This window comes from Bartonella elizabethae F9251 = ATCC 49927, from assembly GCF_000518165.1.
GTDB classification, from domain to species: domain Bacteria; phylum Pseudomonadota; class Alphaproteobacteria; order Rhizobiales; family Rhizobiaceae; genus Bartonella; species Bartonella elizabethae.
The window spans coordinates 1-23,804 of sequence record NZ_JADB01000015.1; the positions used below are offsets into that span (position 1 = coordinate 1).

Below are 23,804 nucleotides of genomic sequence, written 5' to 3' on the forward strand. Positions count from 1 at the left end.
TTCGCGGATTGAGATTGTTCCCGTGAAGTCAAAAGAGCCTCAATCGGAAAAGCGTGATCTTGAAGCGTGACCTTAAGGAAATTCAAGCGTGTGATGTCGGAAAATATGAGGCGGATCAGAGAAGATGCCGTCTTGGAAGGGCGCACTGTTTTGAGGGATGATGGGTCAAGGGCGTTTAGAGGTTATCGGGCTGGTGGGGGCTTGTGATACTGGAAGATGTTCAGTGGAGAGCGATGAGGCGTCAAGGGTATGTGCTGGAGGGGCTTTGGTGGATGATGCCATAGGTGTCGTGGGGCACAGAGGCTTTGGATGTTTGGGTATCTTGGGGTGGTAGAGAGCAGTGTTTTGATGGATGAAGGAGTGTGACGCTTTCGATCTTATGTTGGGTGGCTGGTTGTGCTTTAGGGCTATTTTGAGGGATTGATCACGTGTTAAGGCTTGGGGGTGTGGGGGCGTGGCATGATGTTGAGCTTTTAGGGACTTTTGTGAAGGATCGGTGAAATTCGGGGGGAAAATACCGCGCTTTTGTGGGGGACAGGGGTGCGGTGTTTTAAGGGGCGGGGCTTTTCGCGCGCTTCGAGGGAGTGGGGGGTGTTGGGGGGACCAAAAGGGGTGCATGCAAAAAAGGGAAGTGCCCAAAAAGCCGGACGTATCGCGTATGAGGATGAACAGAGCGCTTTTGACATAAGCGTTTTTCCTTCAATGGTTCTGGAATAATGAAACTTGGCATCATCAAATTGGCATCATCAAAAATGTGGAGCTCAATTGTTGCTAAAGTATAAAAATTTATCATGACAACGGTTCAGAAAATTTCTCAAAAAATAGGGCAGAAAACGGCGCAAGTGGCTCTTATTCCAAAGCTTATTCCTGTCTTTACTGGAAAAGCAGATGTCCGAGCTGCTTGGGGCGGACGGGGCTCTGGAAAAACACGCTCTTTTGCTTTGATGACAGCGGTGGTGGGATATCGCCATGGAATGGCAGGAGAACGCGGGATTATCCTTTGTGCGCGCCAGTTTCAAAATTCTCTCAATGAGAGCTCTTTGGAAGAAATTAAACGCGCAATTGAAGCTTACCCTTTTCTGCAAGATTATTATGAAATCGGCGATAAATATATTAAATCAAAAGATGGACGCATTTCTTATGTGTTTGCGGGGCTTGATCGAAATATCGCCAGTATTAAGTCTATGGGGCGGGTGTTCCTTTGCTGGGTTGATGAGGCAGAGCCGGTCACTGAAACCGCTTGGCAAACCCTTATCCCAACTTTGCGCGAAGAGGGAGACGATTGGAATGCAGAATTATGGGTCACTTGGAACCCATATCATGAAAATGCTCCGGTAGAAAAACGTTTTCGAAATGTCGATAATCCCAATATCAAAGGCGCACAAATTAATTGGCGCGATAATCCGCAATTTCCCGAAAAGCTCAATCGAGATCGATTGGATGATTTGCAGCAAAGACCAGAGCAATATAACCATATTTGGGAAGGTGAATATCTCCAAGCTGTGCAAGGGGCTTATTATCAAAGGTGTCTTTTGGAAGCCGAAATGGAAGGGCGGATTACTACCGTTCCACGGGATCCTTTGATGCAGGTGAAAATCTTTTGGGATATCGGGGGAACCGGTGCAAAAGCCGATGCAACTGCCTTGTGGGTCGCGCAATTTGTCGGGCGTGAAATTCGTGTGCTCGATTATTATGAAGCTCAAGGTCAACCGCTCTCTGAACATGTGGGGTGGGTCTTTCAAAGGGGATATGAAAAGGCGTTGATGGTCTTGCCCCATGATGGCGCAACAAAAGATCGTGTCTATAATGTCAGTTTTGAAAGCGCCCTCCAACAAGCTGGTTTTCAAACCAAAATCATTCCTAATCAGGGAGCAGGCGCGGTGAAAATGCGTATCGAAGCCGTCAGGCGTTTGTTTCCTGCTCTATGGTTTAATCGTGACACAACAGCTGAGGGGAGAAAAGCGCTCGCTTGGTATCATGAAAAGCGCGATGAACAGCGCAATATTGGTCTTGGCGCTGAACATGATTGGGCAAGCCATGGCGCTGATGCCTTTGGACTGATGTGTGTGGCTTATGAACAGCCCCATGCCAGACCACGAAAAAAAACTTATCGCTCTTCTCTCCATTCTCAAACTTCATGGATGGCTTTTTAATGAATATACTTACAGATTCTTCTTTTTCTTCTTTCGATCAAATCGAAACACTTGAACAGCAAGCGCTTTTTAAAAAACTCGTGCGGTGGTATCAAGATGATATCGCGCATGTCGAAAAATGGCGAAAAAATGCCCAAGAAGATTACGATTTTTATAATGGGCGGCAGTGGAATGAACAAGACTTGGCTGTTTTGAACGAACAAAATAGACCGGTGATGACTTTTAACCGTATTGCCCCGCTGATTAATGCTGTCATTGGGGCAGAGCGCAATAATAAACGACAAGTGCAATTTATTCCACGACAAGAAGGTGCAGCCTTTGCTAACCAGATCTTGACAGGGGCGGCCGAATGGTTTCGCGATGAGGCTGATGGGGAATATGAAGATTCCGATGCTTTTCAAGATGCCATTATTTGCGGTATGGGGTGGACAGATACCCGCCTTGATTATGAAGAAGATCCACAAGGAAAACCCGTCATTTCGCGGCTTGACCCTATGAAAATGGTCTGGGATGCCAGTGCTGTTAAGCCTAATCTTATTGATGCACAACGCTTATGGTATATTGATGAAAAACCTCTGGCTGTGGCGCAAGAAATGTTTCCTCATGTGCATTGGAGCGATCTTCATGCCGATTGGGTGAAACATCAAGGGTTTTTACACTTAACCAGCAATGGGATAACGAAAAGCTATCAGGGAGAAGAAGCCTATCTGGAAGAGGGGGTAGAGGCTGGGGGTTCTCAACGACCTAAAATGGTGACATTGGTTGAATGTCGCTGGTTTGAACGTGAGGTGGTCTATAAAGTGCTCGAGCCACAAAGTGGACAGTTTATCGATTATTTAGAGCAGGATTTCCAAAATTTAAAGCAAGAATTTCCGGATCTTCAAGCAACAAGGTTGACCAGAAAAATTGTCAAACGGGCATTTTTGGGGAGAAAGTTGCTCGAAACTCCGGATAGACCTTTGGTTCCATCAGGTCAATTGGGGTGGGAGTGTATTACCGGTACTTTTGATAAATTAAGCCGGCACTTTTACGGTCTTGTGCGCCCTACAAAAGATCCGCAACGCTGGGCAAATAAATATTTTAGTCAAGTGATGCATTTGCTCAATAGCCAATCAAAAGGCGGCATTATGGCTGAACGGGATGCTTTTGATGATGATCGACAAGCGCTCGAGAGCTGGGCTAGAGCCGATAGTATTACTTGGTTGAAAAGTGGGGCTGTCTCTGGGGGCAGAATCCAGCCTAAACCGGTGGCGCAATTCCCCCAAGGGTTTTTCCAATTGTTTAATGAAGCAAAGAGCGCTCTCGAACAGGTGACGGGCTTGTCTTCTGAATTTATTGGAACAAGAGCGGTCAATCAGCCTGGTATTCTGGAACAACAACGCCGACAATCCTCCCTTAATCTTTTGGCTTCCTTTTTTGATGCTTTGCGTCGATATCGGCAACGACAGGGAAAAATTATCCTCTATCTTATTCAAAATTATCTCTCCGATGGGCGGTTGGTGCGTATTGCTGGGGATGAAAATGCCCAGTATGTTCCCTTAACACGCGAAATGGTGACCAGTTTGGAATATGATATTGTTGTCGATGATGCGCCAACAAGTCTTAATGAAAAAGAGCGGACTTTTGCTCTCATCATGCAATTGCTGCCTTTGATGCAAAATTTTGCAACACCAGAGATTATGCTCGATCTCTTACGCTATTCGCCTTTACCAGCCTCACTGATTCATAAAATTGCCATAAAGGCGCAAAATGCTCTGCAAGAAGAGCAAAATGCTTCTGCGCAAATGGGGCAGAATGTGGGAGCAGAGCAGATCATGCAGATGTTGCAAAGCGCAAATGCACAACAATAGAACGCTTTATAACGGCGCTTTATAATGCGCAATGTTGGAATACATTTGATCAAGTGAAGTGATCAAGTGAAGGGTCTCCATAAACTTTCATCTTTAGTGTTGCTGATACCGCGCAATGGCGCCTCTCTTTATCTTTGAGAAGCGTTGTTTTGTGGGATAAGGGCGGGTTGGGGAAAACGTTTGATAGAGCCTCGTTGTTCATGGTGGGCAGCAGGGTGGGAGGTATCTGGCCGTCTTGGGTTGAGGGGACAAGGTGTCGTTAGGTTGGAGCCCAAGTGGTTAGAGAGCCTTTAGGGGTCAAGGTTCGCAGGCTGTTTTATCGGAAAAATTTCATTGTATTGTTTTAAAAAAGAAAAGGCTAATGTCATGGATCAAGAACACTTAACGCCGGCAGAACAAAACCATTTGAAACAGGATTTTCTTGCCTCAACACAAGTAGGAGAAGAGGGTGAAAGTGGAAGAGAAGAAAAAACTTTGGAAGAAAATTTTCAACGACAAACACTTCAACAACAGTACTCTTCTCAAGAAGGCGGAAAAGAGGTGCGGGGGGAAGAAAATACACCACCAGATCCGCAAAAGGACTTTATGGGCTATATGCAATGGTTGGGAAAAACACTGCAAAAACAAGAGCTGTTACAGGAAAAACAACAACCTTCTCCGGCTCGCGAAGCAGAACAGCTGCAGGCGTTTTATCAGCAGTCTGTGGCAAGTGTTAAACAAAAGCACCATGATTTTGATCAAGCCGCCGATTTTATTTATGAAACACGCGCAAAACAGTTGGCAGCTTTTGCTTCGCTCTATCCTGAGCTGGCCGATCCCCAAAATATTGACGCAAGGATTGGTGATGAATTGAAGCAGATCTTGCGCGATTGTGCGCAAAAAAATCAAAATCCAGCTGAAGTGATTTACACGATTGCACAAAAATTTGGCTATACCAATGTTCTGGGTAACATAGGGGAAAATTTGCAGGAAAGACACAATTCTGCACGGACTCTTGCTGCTTATAACGGCTTGACACCCAGTGAGCCGATTTCTTTGGATATGCTGGATAAAATGTCAGAAGCAGAATTTAGCACTTGGGTTGCTGATCCTAAAAATAAAGCTGCTTTTAATCGTTTAATGGGGGGAAGAGAATTTTAATCACAAGAATAGTGTTTACGCGAAAATGTGAGGAAGCTTTTGGTGCAGCAGGGATGAGGGAGAAGTTCTTTTGTGGGAGCCATGAGAGGGTTTCTGGTGCGTGAAATACGGGGGGGATTTTTAGCTGGACACGTGTGTGGGGGTATGAGACTGGAAATGCGGGGGCTATTTTTTTTCTGAATACGTGAGAGGCTTTTTCGCGCATGAAATGCGGCGGGATACGCGTGGGCTTGAGGCTCCCGCGTGGGAGGGACGTTCTCAAAGTAGAGATGCGGGTGAGAAGTGCTCTTATCAGGGGGAGGCGAGAGGCTAACAGAAACAAAACACACAAGAACAACTTAAGCCACCATTTGAAATGAAATGTGGTGTTTTGAGCGCTCGGCGTTTTGCCGAGTTTTTTTATGTCAATAAACTTTTAGAGGACAAAATGACTGTAACTTATATCGGACTCAATGACCCAATGGCAGTGCGCACATGGTCTAAACTCTTAAATCAAGAAGTCTCAAAAGCAATCCCAATTGCACCGTTAATTGGAAATGATTCAAACAGTATCGTACAGTTAAAGGATGAAACCACAAAAGCAAGTGGCGATGCCATTAGCTTTAATTTGCGTGTGCAGTTGCTCGGTGATGGGGTGAGTGAAGGGCAAACATTGGAAGGCAATGAAGAAGCTCTACAGTTTCTCAATGATCGCTTGGCGATTAATGAACTCGTTCATGCGGTGCGGGTCAAAAATGAAGGCACCATTGATCAGCAACGTATTCTCCACGATTTGCGCACAGAAGCAAAAAATGGTTTGGTCGATTGGTATGCGGATCGTCTGAGTATGATGTTCTTCATTCAAGTGTGCGGATATACCGCAAAATCCATTAACTTTGAAGGACGATCTATTACACTTAAACCCGTTCATTATGGTTTTAATACTCCAACGGCGCCAACCAATAAACGCGTGGTGCGTCCGAATGATAAAACAAAAGATGAAGATTTAAAAGAAAACGATGTGTTTAATCTTAAACTAATCGATAAAGCGGTTGAACGCGCTAAATTAGCCAATCCTAAAATTCGTCCCGTACGGATTGATGGGGAAAATGTCTATGTGCTTTATCTTCATCCAACCCAAGTGACGCAATTGCGAACCAATACCGATGCTGGGCAATGGCTCGATATTACCAAGGCAATCTATAGTGGAAGCCGGATAAAAAATCCACTCTATGATGGATCTTTGGGTATGTATAATGGTGTCGTTTTACGCGAAGCTGAACATGTTACCGAAGGGGTTGAGTCGGGAACAGCAAACAAAGCTGTCCCTAATGTGCGTCGTGCGGTGCTGCTTGGGGCACAAAGTGCTGTGATCGCTTTTGGAAAAGATCGAGGCGCTACACGCTATAAATTGGTGGAAGAACTCTTCGACTATGAAAGAGAATTCGGGGTCGCAGCAAAAACCATTATCGGCATGAAAAAAACCTGCTTTACCTTGCCTGGAAGTGCGCAAGGGGCTCAAGATTTTGGAACAATCGTCATCCCAACTTATGGGGCTCCTGCTTAAAGCAAATGCTTGCTTCTTTTCCCCCAACAAGAGGGTTCTGTTGGGGGAAAAATTTAAAATACTTCCAAAAAAAGGACAGGCTTATGACCACTCTACCCGATGATTCTAACAATCGCGATTTTACCCATTTAGATCGCTCGCAAACTTTTGCTTCTATGGTCGCGCTTATTCAAGATGAAATTGACGATACAACAGCGGAATATTCACAGCAAATTCAAGATTCAATTGTTACAGCTTTGCGTTTGTGTGAACGCGAACTCTTTTTCTTTAATGAAAGAAGAAAAAGTACGTTTAACACACAAAGTGGAAAAACATGGTATGGACGAGAAGAAGGGGTTGTTATTGAATCAGACAAAAGCTTGGCTGAGGTCTTTTTAGCAACAAAGAATGCAACACCAACAAAGTTATTCTTTAAGCCTTTGGAAGCACTCCATCAACAATATGGTATGCATCCTGAGTTGGGAACGCCATTCTTTTATACGTGCCTTGAGCAAAAAATAGGACTCTTTCCAACGCCAGAAAATGTCGAAACCGTACAGCTTTCTTATACGCCTGCCCATTTAGCCGATGAACAGCTTAAAGAGGACAATAATCCTTGGTTGATGTATGCTTTTGATCTCATTAAAGCACGGGCAAAATATGAACTTTATAAAAATATCCTTAAAGATCCTGAATATGCTGCCGTTTCTTTTAGAGATTTTCAAGAACAGCTTCAAGCTTTACGCATTGAAACATCACGCAGAAAAGGTTCTTCAAAGATTCAGCCAATGTGTTTTTAAAAAAACATCTTTCCAATTTTTATGCTTAAGATTGCGCTTGAGGACTAGAGCAGTGCTTATGTTTAAGAGTCACTTTGGAGCTTTCATGCGTGTTGAAGACTGGATTGGCGTTGAAGTCTAGATTGGCTTTGAAGGTTGAGGTTAAGCCGCTGTTGGGGGACTTGTGGACGTGTGAATATTTTTGGAAATAAAATCAACTGTAGATTGTATTTTGTGGTTTTTTTTACTTTCGTTTTAAGGGCTCTTGTGGTTTTGACTCTATCAACCTTGGTCTTTCTTGAAGGGGACTGATCTCTTGGCATTGGTACTGGGTTCTTCAAAGATTTTATGAAGGTTTTTTTCTCAATACTGAGGAGGTGCTGGTATTGGGTGGCTGGTATTGGGAAATGCTGGCGGGTGATTTTGCTGGACCCGCAGGTAGCGGCAATGGGTTTGCCATGATGGGTGGGATCATTTTTCTCGAGAATTTGGCAACTTATAGTTGTATCTTTATGCAATTTTATGTCCTTAGAGTTTCATTCTAGGGGCTTTTTTTGGTTTCAATGAGCAAGCCTTGGTGTTTTGGCACTGGGTGCTTGAAACATTTTAGGGGGGCTTGATGGCTTTTTTCCCAATCGCTGATTATCGACCCGATGTGGCAGATATCAATGGAATTTTTACCGATGAACTTGTCAATGTGCTCCCGGCAGATGGCTCTTATATCCCTATGCCAAATTTTGAAGCTTTGTCAGAGCCATGTCCGGAGCCCATTTTAGGCGCTCTTGCGGTTAAAACAAAAAATGGCGTTTCTATTCTTGTCGGGACAAGAGAAAAAATCTTCTTGCTTGATAATACAACAATGAAGTGGAAAGATATTAGCCAAAAAGGAAAGGCTTATATGGCCAATATCGATGCGCCGTGGTCTTTTGCTTTGTTTGGTGATTTTATTATTGCGGTAAATGCTAATGATAAACCACAAGTGATCGATATTATTCATGATAAAACATTTAGAGATTTAGGGGGAAATCCACCACAAGCGGGGATCGTTCGCGTCTGGGGAGATTTTGTTTGTTTGATGAAATTAACCGAGCATCCAAGACGGGTGCATTGGTCGGGATTGAATGATGCAGAATTTTGGACCGTGGGGAAAAAAAGCTGCGATTATCAAGATTTTCCTGATGGCGGTTTTGTGCAAGGGGCAACCGAGACAACAAATCCCATTATCTTTATGCGCTCCGCAATCTATTCCGGTTCTTTTATTCCAGGCTCTAAAATTATTTTTAGTTTCCAAAAAATCCACGATAAAAGAGGTGCTAAAAATGCTGAATCAATTGTTTGTCGCGGTGACTTGGCTTTCTTTGCCGATGAGGGCGGTTTTTATCAAATAGCAAATGACGGACAGATTATCCCTATTGGTTTTGAAAAAGTTGATCGCACCATGACCGCAAAATCAAGACAGAGTAATCTGTATACCATGTCGGCGGCGATTGATGGTGTGTATAATCGTGTTTATTGGATGGTTGATAGTGATGAAAACCTTCATAAACGGATCTTGCTTATTTATGATTGGGGGTTGCAAAAATGGACAAAAGCTCTCGTGGATATCAAAATGATCCTCCCCATTTTCTTGACCGGAACAACACTAGAAGGTCTTGATTTTGTGGCTAAGAATATTGATGATTTGTCCTTTTCTCTTGATAGTAAAGCTTGGAAAAATGAATCACCTATTCTGGGCGCATTTGATCAAAAGGGAAGATTAGGGTCGTTTTCTGGGGCTCCTATGGGGTGTGTGGTCACTTCACAAGAAATGGGGCAGACAAATGGCATGATAACACGGGTGAAAAATATTATGCCTCAAGTCAATAGTGGAAAGTTTTATTTGTCTGTGGGAATGCGCTTTCGACAATCTCTTGAAGAGGAAACCGTTTGGTTGCCAGAAAAACAGCCTTCTCATAATACGGGTCAAATTCATTGTCGCGCAAGGGCACGATTTTATCGCTTTAAATTGCGTATCCCTGAGGGGATGAATTGGACCCATGTCACGGGATTTGATGTGGAATTGATGCCAGCCGGCATGCGATAGCATGCCTCTATCATAAAAGATTCATGCGATAGGCATGTCTTTATGATCAAAAATGCATGCGATAGCTAAGCCTCTATTATTAAAAGATATAGGCGATAGCCAAGCTATGATCATCAAAGGACAGAGGGGGATCTCCTTATCATTAAAGAAGTAAGGTAGGGCTGCTGTTTCTTTATGATCGGAAAAAGTTTGCACCATGGCTTTTGATACAAAAGTAGCTCTCTTAATCTTATAACACAGGGGATGGAGGGGGCTTCCTTTTGAAAGGAGTGCGGTAAACAGGAGTGCGTGGAGGGTGCAAGGGGGATGTTCGGTGTGCGTAAAAAAATTAAGAAAGCTAAAATCATCATGAAAGAGCATCAAGATGTCTATTCTGCTCACCTAACACAGCACTGGTCATGGGAAAAAATAGCGCCCTATCAAGAGGGACTCAATGCGGCATTGAAAAAATATGCTCAGCGCTTTCCAGATGATGTTTGTCTGGAAAAAATTGCGGAAGAAATCGCTACAGGACAAGCTCAATTGTGGCTGGTCTTAAAAAATAAAATCCAATTTAGTGCTTTTGCAATCACCAAAGTTGAAAGTACCCATACGGGGAAAAAATGCGTCATTCTCTCAGATTTGGCTGGAGAGGGAGGGCTGAAATTGGTCAAATTGATTGATGAGGTCGAAAAATGGGCGCGAACAATCAAAGCTGAAGAAATACATATGTTTGGAAGAACTGGATGGGCGAAAAGACTCGCTCATCACGGATATTCTCGTAATCTTATTCAATATAGAAAGGTTCTGGGTCCATGAGTAGAAAAAAAACACCTCAAGTGCAAACGACTACACAAACAAATGCACCCCCCGCTTGGGCAGCGGATATTCTTAAACAAGCCAGTAGCGACGCACAGGGGCTTTATAAAAAGGGAATTGGTGGAAATGTTTATCAAGGAGAGCGCGTTGCAGGTCTTAGCGATATGACACAAAATGCGCTGGCCGGTTTACAACAAGCTGCAGGGCTTTATAACAATCCTACACTCACACAGTGGTTGAATGCACCAACCAACAGTGCAACAAATCTTGCCGGTATGGCGAAGGGAAATTGGATTGGAAGTAATAGTAAATTTAATATGGCATTGCAAAATGCTCTCAATAAAACCTCTGATGCCATTAATCAATCGATGTCTGGGGCGGGGCGTTATGGCTCTGGAGCCCATACCGGCGTGCTTGCTGATGAACTAGGTGCCTTGGCTACAAATGCGGCAGCTCAGCAGTATAATCAAGATATTAACAATATGATGAATGCAAACCAGATGATTGATCGCGCGCAGCATGATCAAGTGAATGCGGCAAACGCCTATTATCAAGGGCAGAGTAATGTACAAGGAAATGCTCTCAAAGGGGGGATGATTCAAGATCTCAATCGACAAAATATCTTAGATGCGGAGCGCCAAAAATGGTCAGAAAAAGATAATCAAGATTGGAACCGATTGGAACGCTTGTTACAGATCGGAACACAGGCGGCTGGAAATTACGGAACAACTTCCGGAAAATCGACAATAATCCCTTCTGTGACAAAAGATCCATTGCGTGATGCCCAGCAAGTGCTGGGATTGGTTGGAGGAATTCTGGGGCTTTGTGATGTGAGAGCAAAAGAAAATATTACCCTTGTGGGAAAGAAAAAAGGATATTCTCTTTATCGCTTTAATTATAAAGGAAATCCACAACGGTATCAGGGCGTTCTGGCACAAGAAGTGTTGCGTGTGAAGCCAGAAGCGGTCTTTGTCAATGCGAAAACAAAATTACTGCATGTGGATTATGACAAAATAGGGCTGAAAATGAAGAAAATAAAAATGGAAGAAACACCGGCTTCTAAAAATAAAATTCTGGCTTTCTTTTCTTCCGTTTTTGCGCGTCTTTCCTTTTTGCAAAAAGAGTGCCTCCTATGAGTTCGATTTATGATTGGTCAATCATCGCATCAGAAAATGCTTATGTTGATGAGAGTATAAACTGGGCTGAAGGGCAACCGCCAAGTTCAGTCAATGATAGTGCACGCGCTATGATGCAACGTATCAAAGAATATTTGTTGGATAATGGGGGCGTGATTGAAACACAGTTTACGGTTGATAACGAGAATGAGAGAACATCCCTTCGTTTGGCGACAAAGTCTTTTTTTGAGACCTATATCGATGGCATTGTGGTGCGCTTTAAAGCACAAGGCGTCAATAGAGGAATAACAAATATTTCTTTAAATCAATTGCCCCCAAGACCAACCTATATGGCAACGCCAGAGGGGATTATGCCTTTAAAGGGGGGAGAAATCCAAAAGGGAGGGCTTTATGAAATCGTCTATACGCATGATATTGCTGGGAAAAATGCTGATGGCTGGTTTTTAACCAATCCGACTATAAAACCTCCTGAAATTCCGCCCTTTCCTCCTTTGCCGGAATCTTTTTCACCTGGGTTTATTGGAACTTTTGCCAGTGAAAAAATACCCTCTGGGTGGCTGTTGTGTGATGGGAAAGAATATTCGCGAAAGAGCTATGCCAACCTTTTTGCTGTTTTGGGGGAAATATGGGGAAAAGGAGATGGAAAAACAACATTTAATGTTCCCGATTTGCGGGGAATGTTTTTACGGGGGCTCGATAGTGGAAAAAACATTGATAAAGGACGCCTCTTGGGAACTCGACAAGAGGAGTCTTTTAAAGCCCATACCCATGAAGGAAAAACAGATTCGGCAGGTAAACACCAGCATAGTTTGTCAGAGACTGAAAACAGAATTTTCGAGGCGGATTGGGGGGAGGTTAAAAGGTATACAGCTCTCACCCTCATTAAAACAATGTTGACAGATCCTGCGGGAGAGCATGAACATAAGATCTTATTGCAAAAAACAGGGGGGGATGAAACACGCCCCATCAATATGGCGGTGGTTTATGCGATCAAAGCCTGAAAATGAAAGCTGAGAGATATGAGAGATAAAAGAGAGAGAGCAAAATGGTTGAAAAATCTTTATGATGAAAAAAACTTATCGAATCTATCGTGCAGAAAGTTTTGAGGTGCTCCTGAAAAAAATGCTTCCTTAAACCCTCTTGATGATTTTACTTTTTTTTGCACCTTTATTGGAGATAAAGGTCTTTTTGCCTCTTGTTCTTTAGAAAATCAAGACAATAATCATTAAGGTGAGGGGCTAAAAGAGAGAAGAAAATCCTCCTTTGCTTATAGAGTTTTCATCTAAAAAATCAGAGGTTTTATTCAATCTCTCTTTCTCTTGTCGTGTCGTGCATTGTTGAGAGTGCTTCAGTTTAACGTTTTGATGGGCGATGATAAAGAGCGTAGAGATAATTTTTTATGACTTCATAAAAGATCATCATTAAAACACTGTCATTGAAGGTGGTGATATCTCGTCAGATCGCTTGATTCATTCAGTATTGAGGATATGAGCAAATCTTCAGAGTAGGATTTGCTCGTAGCGCTTTTATGGAATCCTCTTCTTTGAGCTTTAGGAATAGAAAGCATTTGAAGGAGAAATCCAAGCAGAATTACGCTTGGCAAAAAGCTGTATTGTTTCCAGACTATTGTTTATCGATGGGAATTGTTGAAAGAGCGATTGAGGTTTGCTTTGTTCTGTTGGGAGAAGTCGACAAAGTATGCCATGTCGTTATGCATTTTTTTTTTGAGGGGGGAGGAGGTAAAATCATCATTTTAGGTGGAAAACAGAACTAATCTAAAAAAAATATTTTGTAAAAATTTTCAATAAAGAAAAGTCTATTACGCGGTTGTATAAAAAATGAAAGAACCGTGCAAAGCGAAAAGAAACTCAAAGGCTCCATGGAGCTGTTCAAAAAGGGGGATATAATGGCACTTTTTCCATTTTCTATTGCCGATATTGATGATCCTGAATGTATTCGTGTGGTGCTTTATGCCAGCGGGAGAATGGGCCATGCTCCTTTGAACGCATTGTTGAAAAAAGCATATGAAGATATGACAAAAATTTCAGAGCGTATGGATGCTTTAGAAGACAGGGTAGATATGCTTGATCTTATCGGTGTCAAATAGAAATAAAATGTGAAAGAAAATGATCAAAGCAGTATGAGTAGTAGTATTGTGAGCGGTGGAATAACCGTGCCAAATACTCAAATGAATATACCGGAAATTAAATTAGAATCATTTGGTGATAAAAGTCGTTTTGTTTCTCAATTGACAATACCGAAGACGTCAAAAGATCACAGTTCTTTTGTTTCAGAAATTACAACACATAAGCTGTGAGAAATGCACAGGCGTATTGATTAAAACATCCCTATTGGGTTCTAGAGGGACTTCTTTTTAGCCTTTTAGGGGTATTCCTTCTTTTTTCAAAAAGCAAAAATAGAAAAGAGTGTTCATAATGATATGCCTGCGTTGAAAAGGTATCGATAAAGAAAAGCATTGTTTCTATTTTTGCTGAGATATGAAATTTCTATGCGTTTGAAATATTTTTAAAAATGTCAAAATTGATTAAAAAGCGTGTCTTCACAAACAAGCGGTGTTACAGGAAGGTTTATCATGATGTTTTTAAAAGGTAAGAGTGTGTGATGAGTGCGCATAGGCAAGTCTATAGGGAAGGCTTTGGAGCCCACAGAGTAAAAAAGCCTTACCCAAATAAAAAACAATGGCAAAAAAGTTTGCAAAAAAAGTTCTTGCAGCCTTTTGCAACATTTTGGCAATAGAGCATATCTTGGTTTTACATCTATAAAAATTTGCTCTTTTCAAAGAAAAAATATCAATTTATGGCAATTTTAGTTGGTTAAAAATCCTATAAAAAGAATTTTTAAATTACCCAACAATCAGAGCAGAGAAAATTATCAATTAAAAAATGCGTGGCATTGTGTCTTTTCTTATCAGGAACAGAAAGGCTGTGTAATTGGAGAAGGCTTGTGTTTTTTCCTATCGATAATACCGTATAAGATAGGGTATACTTATAGGGAAGCAGTTGTTTGTTTGTCGCATCTTGCTGATGTCGTAAAATACCATCCTTAAAAATTTGATTTATTCAATCCATTTTGTTTTTTAAGTATGCGTTACTGTAAACGGCCCCATCAATAAAAAGATATTATCCTTCATATGGTTAGAATAAGAAGAGAGACAACGGCTTTTTTCATTCAGATGAATGCGATAAAAAAGTGCGTTCATCGCTCATTCTTTATACTTAATACTTATCTTTGGATAAACTTTATAAATATAATTAAAAATCTTGCAATACTATACATTTTGTGTATAAGTATTGGTTATTGATTTCTTTTTTATGTTATTTAAATTATATCTCTATTCATAAGCCGCACCATTTACATGGTGCGGCTTTTTTTTATTGCCTCACAGGTGGAGTGCTTGATCTCTGTTTTTGAGAGAGCTTTGGATATTTTTCTCATAATTCTCATCATGGTATTTTGTGATGTTCTTTTGTCATGAAATCTCTAAATTCTTTGGCGTTTTTATCTCAATAGGGCGAATTTAAAGTTAAAATGCAGAGTTTTGTTTTTTGTTTCTTTGCATGGATTGTCTCCAAGGTTGCTGAAGAGGAGGGGATCTTTGTTCCTTTTTTATCTGGTTAACCTATTTATTTATAATAAGTTAGCATGATGCAATCTGAATTTAAAATCCTGAGTATCGTAAGGTTTTCTCATTTCAAACCTGTTTTGCTTCAATCAATCAAAATCATTTTTTTGCATCGTATAAGTGAGATTGGCGTGTGGGTAAAACGGTTCAAGAAAGACATGCTTCTTAGTGGAGTATCTCAAGCGTCAAGGGTTGTTAAAACATTTTAGAGCTGGAAAATAGTGTAATAATGCCGGCTTGCTTCTTCATAAGTGTAAAGATGAAGGTGCAAAATGAATTTTATGGTCGCCGGATTGCTCATGCAACATAAAAAATAATGAACATTTTTTATCAATCAACGGGATCTGTCTTAACGAAAATGAATTGTTTACAGAGTGGGCTGGATGAAGAATCTTTGTCTTTTAAGCTGCTGTGAAAAAATGATAATCTCTACTTCTTTATAAAGGAAAAAGATTTTTCACAAGAATTTTATACGATAAAAAACAGTAAAAACATTAACAATACAGAGAAAAAAGAGTCTTTAAGCGTATTGATCGTTTGCTGTTATACTCTGTATTATGTAAGAAGACACTTCTATCATTTTTTGCTGTAAAAAGCTTCTCTTGGTATGTTTTAAGGTATAGTCTTTATGGAAAAAAGAATCCGCGCAAGACAAAAGGCTTATTTCAAAAGGTTATATCGCAAGATTGCTTTTGTTTGCATGATACTCTTTTGTATTGTGTTTTTGTGTTTTGTTTTTGCAAAGGCGATTAGTTATTTTTCTTCTCACAAAAAAATAGCACAACAAGCGCCTGTTGAATTGACTATTCCTGTTTTTGACCTGCGTGTGTATTGCAAGGAAATTTCTGCTTCCGTGACGCCTGATATGAAAAGAGAAGTTTATCAGCATTGCCTTAATTTGGAAAGTGAAGCCTATTTTTCTATTCGTGAAATGTGGGATAAGCTTTCTGATACGGCAAAAAAACAATGTTTGAAAAGGGTTCGACCGGGGGATGGAAATTATTTTCTCTTACGAGATTGTTTTCTCAATGAAAAAGAAAGTGAAAAAGACAGAAAACGCAATTACTTTTAAGCTGTTACACGGAAAGTTAAAAGAATGCGAATTTTGATGCAAAGATAAAAAACGCTTTATTGCTCTCTGCTTTTATTACCCATAACCTCTATATCACTAAAATGTATTTATTTTGTGCAAGCATTGGTCCATTTGAGGTGTGATCGTATAAGCTATGGAGGATCCTTTAAAGTATTTTAAGGGGTATGGTGCTTTTTCAGGGAATTTTTGTGCGCGCGTTTCATGTAAGGGAAAGAACAGCGTGGAAAGCCCATTTTGCAACGATGCTGCGTAAATGAGGAAGACGTTCATGAAATATATAAAACGTTTATGGAGTCTATAAAACTTATAAGGCCCCCTCTCTTTTTGTTTCATAAAAGTGCAAGCTAGCGCTCCAAGGTTACGCACAGCCTTTGAGCTTTAGAGACAGTTCATAAGAGGCGTTTTTAGTCTTTCCTTTTGCCGTTTTTACTCTGCGTAGGCTCTCCTTCGCATGTCAATGTGCAAGTCAATGAATCTGGATTGATTAAATAGGGAACAGATTGAGGATGAAAAAATCTTACGGTTTGAAGGTTTGTTTACTCAATACAAAAATTTAAAACAAAAAAGATGAATGATCTTTATAAATCAATTTATTTGTATGAATTTTAAAAAAGTTCAGATTATACAGATTGATGTGGAGAAAGAATCCGCTTCCTTTGAGGAGGCATAAGCCAACAGGGATAATAAAGGCGGCAATAGATACGACAAAACTGAGATACGACAAAACTGAGTAAAAACATTTCTTTCTTTGAGAGGGTATAAACTTCAAGATTGTTTTATGCCTAAAGCGTTCTATGGGGTTTTGCCATGGAGCTTATTCTATCTCCCCCAGTTTTCTTGATAAGATCAGGATAAGAGAAGAAATGCGTGATATTATTCTTATGGATAGACTTTGAAGAGGCATTTTTTTTAAAAGAATCCGATTTTTAAGAAAGTGTAACATATTGGTCTCTTTTTTAAATAATTTTATATTTTTTTGTATTTAACTATTTATTTTTTGGCTCAATTTGTTATCAATGAGGAAGGGGGATTAACTTAAAAATCTATGGGATTAAAATAGAAATTAAGAGGATCGTTGGCATGTTTGAGAAAGATGAGAAAGAAGAGTGGTCTTTTGATGATTATAGGGCTTGAATAATCTTTCATATTAATCTATCTATAAGAATCTTAAGAAATTTTGTGAAGCGATCGTGAATTATCGCTCGCAAGGGGTTGCTTTAGCGGTGAAGAAAGGCTATATTCATAAAATAAAGAGGTTCGCGCAATGACTCGTTAGGGCAGAAGTGCTTATGAGTTTAAGGCTCGAGGGGGAAGGAATATCGGCGTTTTTAGGAGCGGTGGTTTTAGGGCAAAAAGTGGTTTTAGGGCAGAAAAAGGGAAGTTTCCCATGTTCTCTGGTAGGAGTTTGTTCTTTGTGAATTTATTCCTTCTCAGGTATGTTCTATATGTGTTCTCCTTTTTGTTTTCCACAAGGTAATTATTTTTTTTAGTGAAATATGGTTTATTTTAAAAAAAACACTTGGCATTTTATGTGAACATCACTAGGTTTCTGCTGGTTGACAGAGAAAGAGGGAATTTTTGATTTACAATTTCCCTGCTGTTTTGTGATTTTCAAGAAAACATGTGCTTTTATCAATATCAGTAGGGTTCGTTTGAGTGAAATAAAACGCGGATAGCTTGATAACCGTATGTTAAACATGAGCAGCATGATCAAAAAATAATGCAATGAAGAAGAGTCAATTAAGACACACACTCCAATAAAGGGATAAAGATGAGGCCACAACAAAATAGACGGGTACGCGGTCGCAATAATAACAATAATGGTAATAACAATAATAATCGTCGCGGTCCTAATCCGTTGTCTCGCAATTATGAAAGCAGCGGTCCGGATGTTAAAATTCGCGGAAATGCTCAGCAAATTGCCGATAAATACATCAGTCTTGCGCGGGATGCACAAGGGGCGGGGGATCGCGTGATGTCCGAGAATTATTTACAACATGCTGAGCACTATTTGCGGATTATTTTAGCCGCAGCTGGGCAAATGGCTCAATCGGCTCGACGTGATGAAACGCGTGGTGATGAAAACAATGGACAAGAATGCAGTGAAAGTGATCCTGAAGAGCAAAAAACAGAGGCTATCGCGTGTGACGCAGATGGATTACAGGACACAGATGGATTGCAGAAAAAGTCGCAAAAAAATGGTCATAATTCATATGTCGAAGCACAAAATGCTAATGCGCGTGAAAATGCTGTCGAGGCTCTATCGGATGAGAAAACAGGTCAGGAGAATGGTTGCTCTGTGGAAAATGGTGAATCGGTTAAGAAAACACGTCGTTCTCCCCGCCGGCGTACGGTACGGACTAAAGAGCAATCATCCCTTGAGCTTTCACTGACTACAGCAGAAAATTCAAAAAATGGGGATGCATCACCATCAACAGAAGAGGTTTCTCCTTTGCCAGGATTAAGTGAGGGAATACAGAGAAAAACCCGCCGTCGCCGTGTGGTCAATCTTGAAGCAGAGGAAAATGTTTAAATCCTTCAAGTAAGCTATAAGTGTTTAATGGGGCTTTTGGTGTAAGAATGTGTACAGCTGCGGTTTTTTGCACTTTCTTTGAGTTTTCATTCTTTACGTTTTTATGAATAACAGTCGCCAATAGGGGAGATGCGGCTAAGAAGATTATCTCTTGGCTTTAAGTCGGGCGGCTTGGAAGAGATGTGGGGGATGGAGAAAATCCGCGTTTTGTGTATTTAGTTTGTGTATTTTAAGAGGACGTTCTTTTATAAAGAATAGATTGCTTTGTTGAGGTGCGTGTGGTGTTTAATCTCTCTCAATGTACTCAAGTCCATTTTACTTACGGGAAGGCTATACCGTGAAAGCCATCAATTGTTTTTGCTAAATAAAAGGTGCAAACTTGGGCATTCTTGCTTTCATTATCAATGTTGCAACAGCTTTTCCTTTGGCTTTTGAAATCAGTTCATAACGAGGTCTTTTTATGCATAGGCTTCTTTGGTGTGATGTGTGAGAAAATGCTTTTGATAAGCTTCATCATGAAGAGCGTTGGAATGAGAGAATCTTAAGGTATTTGAAGCACTCGTTTGGCATGCAAAATAAAGGGTTATTATCAATTAATAGGTTGAACTTTTGTTCTCAAGAAGGTGTGTTTCTTGCACTTTCATTTGAGTTTTTACAGGCAATATCCATTTTCTTAAAAATGGGAATGCATTGACTTCAAAAGTAGCTCCTTTATCTCGATGAGGTGAGAGGAGACGGAAAAAAACGCCCTCGTCTAAGTGGTTCCAGTTTGAAGCAGAGGGAATGTTTAAATCCCTTAAAAATGCTTTGTTAAGTGTTTGTGGTGCTGTTCGTATAGTGACGTATTGAGGTGCGGTTTTTGGCACTTTCTTTAAATTTTCATCCTTTAATGTTTTTATGAGAAACCTCATAAATGAGGCGGGGACAGGAGAAGGTTATCTCTTGGCTTGGAATAGAGTGAGGGGCGACAGAGAAAAGCACGTCGTCGCCCAAGTGGTTCCAGTTTGAAGCAGAGGGAATGTTTAAATCCCTTAAAAATGCTTTGTTAAGTGTTTGTGGTGCTGTTCGTATAGTGACGTATTGAGGTGCGGTTTTTGGCACTTTCTTTAAATTTTCATCCTTTAATGTTTTTATGAGAAACCTCATAAATGAGGCGGGGACAGGAGAAGGTTATCTCTTGGCTTGGAATAGAGTGAGGGGCGACAGAGAAAAGCACGTCGTCGCCCAAATGGTTCCAGTTTGAAGCAGAGGAAAACGTTTAAATTCCAAGAATGGCTTTGTATAAGCCGGTGATGTTATTGACTTGCTTCATGAGGTATTGCCGTTGATATCTCTTCTGTCGTTTCAATAGAAAGAACGGCAATCAGTGCACCGGTATGATAATTGTAAATCATAAATTTTGTTTGTCCCTCAGGGGTTAACGTCTTCAGAACAATATTGTCTTCTGAGAGGCTTTGCGACAAAATCTGTGTTTTTTTCGGTAGGGAGAGCGTGTGGTGGATAACGTGTGGATTTTTGCTGTGAGAGGAAGAGAACTCTGTTTGTTTTGGCGCTGATCCTGTTGTAACTTTATAAACGATTAAAAATAGGACGGTTAGAATGAGGAAGAGCGTTATTAAAACGGAAATCATCATTAAACCCATCAATTTTTTTCTCACTCGTTCTACAGCAGGATCTAAGGGGAGATCTTGGGGCACAGGATTTTGCTCTGTGTGAGGGGCTTTTGAGGAGGGCATTGGCTTATTTATCCATCATGTCTTCTATTGATTATTTTCTGATGGGTTTATGCGTTTAAAGTTTTTTGTGCAAGAGATTTGTGGAAGAAGAACGCAGAAGAGAAGGCAATGTTGGTAAAATGTCTTCTTTTTGGACTGTTGATCGCTTGTCATTGACATTTTGGCTTTTAAGCAAAAAATTTCCGTGGTTTGTTACAGACCAGATCAATTTTACTTTTTGTTGATGTAATTGGGGGTGTATGTTTATACATTGCGCAAAAACTTGCTGTCCATAAAATGCAGACTTTTTTATGGATGGCACCATGGCTTGTTCACAGGCTTGAGCCGTTGGGTAGATTTTAGCCATGGTATTGTTGGAATAGCAACTGTTAAAATCATCTGTACATGAAACCAATAAGAGAATAAAAATAAGGGGATTCATAAAATATCTCCCAAAGAGCGGTTGATAGCGTGGGCTCCAATTTTTAAGCTGAGAAGCTTCTTCGTTGTTAAACGTTTTAAAAGTTTGTTCGTTCCAAGGGGCTTCTACACTCCCAGAATCTTCTAGATTGAATCACTTAAAATCATTGGCTTGCACTTCATAAAAGCCAAGCTTTCGGAGAAAACTGGTAGGGGGAAAAATATTTGTAAAAAACACTCAAAATAACGCTTGTGAATGCTCTCTCATGTCAAAAATTGTTGTAAGGGGAAATATAATGGGTTTGTTGTAGGCGGGTATAATGGTGCTCAATGGCTGCTTTTAGCGGGCTGCTTTTAGCGCGTAAGGCTATGAGAAGGGCTTGGTGGTTCACTTTACAGGGGAGAAGAGCCTATTTGCAGGCACTGTTTTGAAATGAGCTTGGAAGCATTGAGAAATATTAAAAAGTGCGTGAAGGGAAAAGGGATTTGCTGTTTTGGATGTTCTCTTTTGTGTGAAGAGGAGGATTTAGAATGCGGTCAATAAAAGCATTAAAATTGTATAATTTCATTCGTTTATTGATTTTGTCGTAGATGCTTTAGGCTCTAAAGCGTGATGGTTGGCTTTAATCCTTAAAATTTCATCATTTTTCCAAAATAGAAAGGTCTGCGCAGGGTAAAAATGACACACGAACATTATACAAAAAGACAGGGGGAATAGGTCTGCTTTGATGGGGTATATAAAAAACTGAAACGGCTTATTCTTCACCGTTTTGGTTTCTGTTTTAGAGAAGAGAGGTAGTGATGGGAGGGAGGGAGGATGATGGACAGCGGGAAGGGCTTTGACTGGAGCATTTTCATTGTTACAGTTTTTTGCGAGGGGGAAAATATCTTTATGCTGAACAGAAATAGGGCTGAACAGGTTAGAAATTTTCCTGAAGAGAGGAATTTACAGTTTAAAAGGCTCTTTTAAGAAAAAAGATCAAAATAAGTATCAGGAACAGAAAGGCAATAAACAATCCCTTCTTTTGTCCATTTGAAGGAAGCTGCACCATTGACAGAAATGGGAACAATTTTTTCGAGAACAGCACTGCCAAAACAAGCTTTTTTATCATTTGCCGGAAGGGCGCCGGATTCAAAGTGTTCATTCCAAGTAATAAGTAGATGCGTTTTGCCATTCAGTTGTGTCTCGATTTCACAGCGTACATAGACATGGCCCTTTTCTTGGGAAAGGGCTCCAAAAGAAAGAGAATTGACAATTAATTCATGAAAAGCCAAACCAATATGCAAAGCGGCATTGGGAAAAAGATAAGGATCAACACCCTCAAGTGAAAAACGTTCTGTTTCTTTCATTAAATAGCCAAACGCTTGCGTTTGGACCAATTCACGAAATTGGGCGCCACGCCAATCGGAATCGGTGATCAGATCTTGAGAATGAGAAAGAGAATGAAGACGACCTTGAAATTTGCGTAAGAAAACCTGAAGAGATTCAGTATAGCGGGCCGTTTGGCTGGCAATACTTTGAATGATCGCTAAAAGATTTTTAGAACGGTGGCTTACTTCTCGCAGAAGAATTTTAAGTACTTGTTCACGGCGGCGTAAGCCGGAAATATTAACGCCGGTGGTAATAATACCAATGATGTCTCCGTTGTCATTGCGGTGGCAATCAATAGAAAATTTGTACCAAATCTCTTGTTTACTCGTATCTTCAAAACGTGCTTCAACGGTTTGCATTTTGCCACTGGCTAAAACCTGCAATTTAATGGTTTCCATATTGTCTGCAAGGTCAAGCGAAAAAAAGTCGCTGTCACGACACCCAACCCGCCATTTATGGTGCAAATGGTGTGGCAAGTTTTCAGCCCATAAATAAACTAGATTTGTTGCCTGATAGAGAACACAAATATCAGCACCTCGAATCGCTTGCATGAGTGCGCTGATATGAGATCTATCCATAGGAGGCTTTGAAAGAGGCGTAACGATCATAATGGAAAAGGTTTACTTTGCTCTAAGCTGCTTTAGAAGCATTCTCTTGAAAAAATAAAGCCTGCGAAATAAGCGCTTTCACCATATCTGGATTAAAAGGTTTGGTCACTAAAAAAGTCGGTTCTGGACGCTCGCCGGTCAATAACCTTTCCGGAAAAGCCGTGATGAAAATCACCGGGATACGATCATTTTTCAAAATCTCATTGACCGCATCAATGCCTGAACTGTTATCGGCTAACTGAATATCCGCTAGAATCAACCGTGGCTTTTTCTTATGATACATGATCACAGCTTCATCACGCGTGCGTGCTATGCCTACAACATGATGACCTAAGCTTTCTACCATTTGCTCAATATCGAGTGCAATAAGAGGTTCATCTTCAATAATCATCACTTGTGTGGCAATTTGTTGAGAAATATCAATCGAGGCTTGGGTAAGAAGCTTACGAAACTCTTTCGTATCTAGATCCATGATTTCGCTGGCTTCTTGTTCATTAAATCCTTCAACGGCAATGAGCAAAAATGCTTGGCGGGCACGGGGTGTCAGATAGGATAATTTGGCACTGGTTTTTTGTTCAATTCCAAATTGTGGCAGAGGTTCAGGGATATTCGGGGTGGTTTGGTCAAAAAGATGGCAAAAAAGCCAATAGGTCCCAATCCGGTCACTGGATTTTCTAGGAAAAATAGAAATGTCGGCAATGAGCGCTTCCAACATCGCAGATACATAAGCATCGCCAGAGGATTGGCTCCCAGTAACAGAACGGGCAAAACGCCGAAGATAGGGAAGATGCGGGGCAATGCGCGTGGATAATGACATAGTTTATAACTCCTTTGACCTTTCAAGCATTTTGTTGGTTGAAATTCTCAACAGATAAAAAAGTTCCGATTCGTATGGAACTTTTTACCCACAGCCATATTTACAACCATAAGGCGAAAAAATTCTTCGCGGTGCTACT

The 23,804-nt window shown here is 40.7% G+C and carries 20 protein-coding genes; 16 read left to right on the forward strand and 4 right to left on the reverse strand.

What is annotated here, in order from left to right; all coding sequences use genetic code 11:
* The first annotated feature begins 157 nt into the window (after positions 1–157).
* The 16 genes from T429_RS10865 (at position 158) to T429_RS0107415 (ending at position 18,733) form a co-directional block, all read left to right on the forward strand.
* Positions 158–334 (forward strand): hypothetical protein, encoded by a 177-nt coding sequence (locus T429_RS10865; RefSeq protein WP_195890867.1) that lies wholly within the window; start codon positions 158–160, stop codon positions 332–334.
* A 206-nt stretch (positions 335–540) separates the two neighbouring features.
* On the forward strand, positions 541–717 hold the full coding sequence (locus tag T429_RS10810) for a hypothetical protein (RefSeq protein WP_164713643.1): 177 nt from the start codon (positions 541–543) through the stop codon (positions 715–717).
* 74 nt (positions 718–791) lie between these two features.
* Positions 792–2,153: a PBSX family phage terminase large subunit gene (locus T429_RS0107320; protein ID WP_005774760.1), complete on the forward strand. Its 1,362-nt coding sequence runs from the start codon at positions 792–794 to the stop codon at positions 2,151–2,153.
* On the forward strand, positions 2,138–4,003 hold the full coding sequence (locus T429_RS0107325; protein WP_409359709.1) for a portal protein: 1,866 nt from the start codon (positions 2,138–2,140) through the stop codon (positions 4,001–4,003). The genes T429_RS0107320 and T429_RS0107325 overlap by 16 nt, the downstream gene beginning before the upstream one ends.
* Before the next feature lie 366 nt (positions 4,004–4,369).
* Positions 4,370–5,143 carry a hypothetical protein gene (locus T429_RS0107330; RefSeq protein WP_005774762.1) on the forward strand — a complete coding sequence of 258 codons (774 nt, stop codon included), beginning with the start codon at positions 4,370–4,372 and terminating at the stop codon, positions 5,141–5,143.
* 427 nt (positions 5,144–5,570) lie between these two features.
* On the forward strand, positions 5,571–6,689 hold the full coding sequence (locus tag T429_RS0107335) for a N4-gp56 family major capsid protein (RefSeq protein ID WP_005774764.1): 1,119 nt from the start codon (positions 5,571–5,573) through the stop codon (positions 6,687–6,689).
* Between the two features lie 83 nt (positions 6,690–6,772).
* The gene (locus T429_RS0107340) at positions 6,773–7,468 is read left to right on the forward strand and encodes a hypothetical protein (RefSeq protein WP_005775295.1); all 696 of its coding nucleotides are present in this window, start codon (positions 6,773–6,775) and stop codon (positions 7,466–7,468) included.
* 598 nt (positions 7,469–8,066) lie between these two features.
* A complete protein-coding gene (locus T429_RS0107350; RefSeq protein ID WP_005774767.1) occupies positions 8,067–9,530 on the forward strand; it encodes a hypothetical protein in 1,464 nt (487 codons plus the stop codon).
* Positions 9,531–9,836: 306 nt separating this feature from the next.
* Complete coding sequence (locus T429_RS0107360) at positions 9,837–10,328, forward strand: hypothetical protein (protein ID WP_005774768.1); 492 nt, start codon at positions 9,837–9,839, stop codon at positions 10,326–10,328.
* The gene (locus T429_RS0107365; RefSeq protein ID WP_005774769.1) at positions 10,325–11,464 is read left to right on the forward strand and encodes a tail fiber domain-containing protein; all 1,140 of its coding nucleotides are present in this window, start codon (positions 10,325–10,327) and stop codon (positions 11,462–11,464) included. The genes T429_RS0107360 and T429_RS0107365 overlap by 4 nt, the downstream gene beginning before the upstream one ends.
* On the forward strand, positions 11,461–12,465 hold the full coding sequence (locus T429_RS0107370; RefSeq protein WP_005775297.1) for a phage tail protein: 1,005 nt from the start codon (positions 11,461–11,463) through the stop codon (positions 12,463–12,465). The genes T429_RS0107365 and T429_RS0107370 overlap by 4 nt, the downstream gene beginning before the upstream one ends.
* Before the next feature lie 566 nt (positions 12,466–13,031).
* Positions 13,032–13,238 (forward strand): hypothetical protein, encoded by a 207-nt coding sequence (locus tag T429_RS0107375; RefSeq protein WP_126418262.1) that lies wholly within the window; start codon positions 13,032–13,034, stop codon positions 13,236–13,238.
* A 132-nt stretch (positions 13,239–13,370) separates the two neighbouring features.
* Positions 13,371–13,571: a hypothetical protein gene (locus tag T429_RS0107380; RefSeq protein ID WP_005774771.1), complete on the forward strand. Its 201-nt coding sequence runs from the start codon at positions 13,371–13,373 to the stop codon at positions 13,569–13,571.
* Between the two features lie 33 nt (positions 13,572–13,604).
* Positions 13,605–13,781 carry a hypothetical protein gene (locus T429_RS09870; RefSeq protein ID WP_005774772.1) on the forward strand — a complete coding sequence of 59 codons (177 nt, stop codon included), beginning with the start codon at positions 13,605–13,607 and terminating at the stop codon, positions 13,779–13,781.
* A 1,954-nt stretch (positions 13,782–15,735) separates the two neighbouring features.
* On the forward strand, positions 15,736–16,179 hold the full coding sequence (locus tag T429_RS0107400; RefSeq protein WP_005774774.1) for a hypothetical protein: 444 nt from the start codon (positions 15,736–15,738) through the stop codon (positions 16,177–16,179).
* A 1,792-nt stretch (positions 16,180–17,971) separates the two neighbouring features.
* Entirely contained in the window at positions 17,972–18,733 is a 762-nt protein-coding gene (locus T429_RS0107415) for a DUF4167 domain-containing protein (RefSeq protein ID WP_005774775.1), read from the forward strand.
* Between the two features lie 1,295 nt (positions 18,734–20,028).
* On the opposite strand, the gene T429_RS0107425 is transcribed toward T429_RS0107415, so the two are convergent.
* The 4 genes from T429_RS0107425 to T429_RS0107445 form a co-directional block, all read right to left on the reverse strand.
* Positions 20,029–20,469: a hypothetical protein gene (locus tag T429_RS0107425; RefSeq protein ID WP_005774777.1), complete on the reverse strand. Its 441-nt coding sequence runs from the start codon at positions 20,467–20,469 to the stop codon at positions 20,029–20,031.
* Positions 20,470–20,524: 55 nt separating this feature from the next.
* Positions 20,525–20,890 carry a hypothetical protein gene (locus tag T429_RS0107430; protein ID WP_005774778.1) on the reverse strand — a complete coding sequence of 122 codons (366 nt, stop codon included), beginning with the start codon at positions 20,888–20,890 and terminating at the stop codon, positions 20,525–20,527.
* A 944-nt stretch (positions 20,891–21,834) separates the two neighbouring features.
* Positions 21,835–22,848 carry a sensor histidine kinase gene (locus T429_RS0107440; protein WP_005775301.1) on the reverse strand — a complete coding sequence of 338 codons (1,014 nt, stop codon included), beginning with the start codon at positions 22,846–22,848 and terminating at the stop codon, positions 21,835–21,837.
* A 22-nt stretch (positions 22,849–22,870) separates the two neighbouring features.
* The gene (locus T429_RS0107445) at positions 22,871–23,665 is read right to left on the reverse strand and encodes a response regulator (protein ID WP_005774780.1); all 795 of its coding nucleotides are present in this window, start codon (positions 23,663–23,665) and stop codon (positions 22,871–22,873) included.
* Between the last annotated feature and the right edge of the window lie 139 nt (positions 23,666–23,804).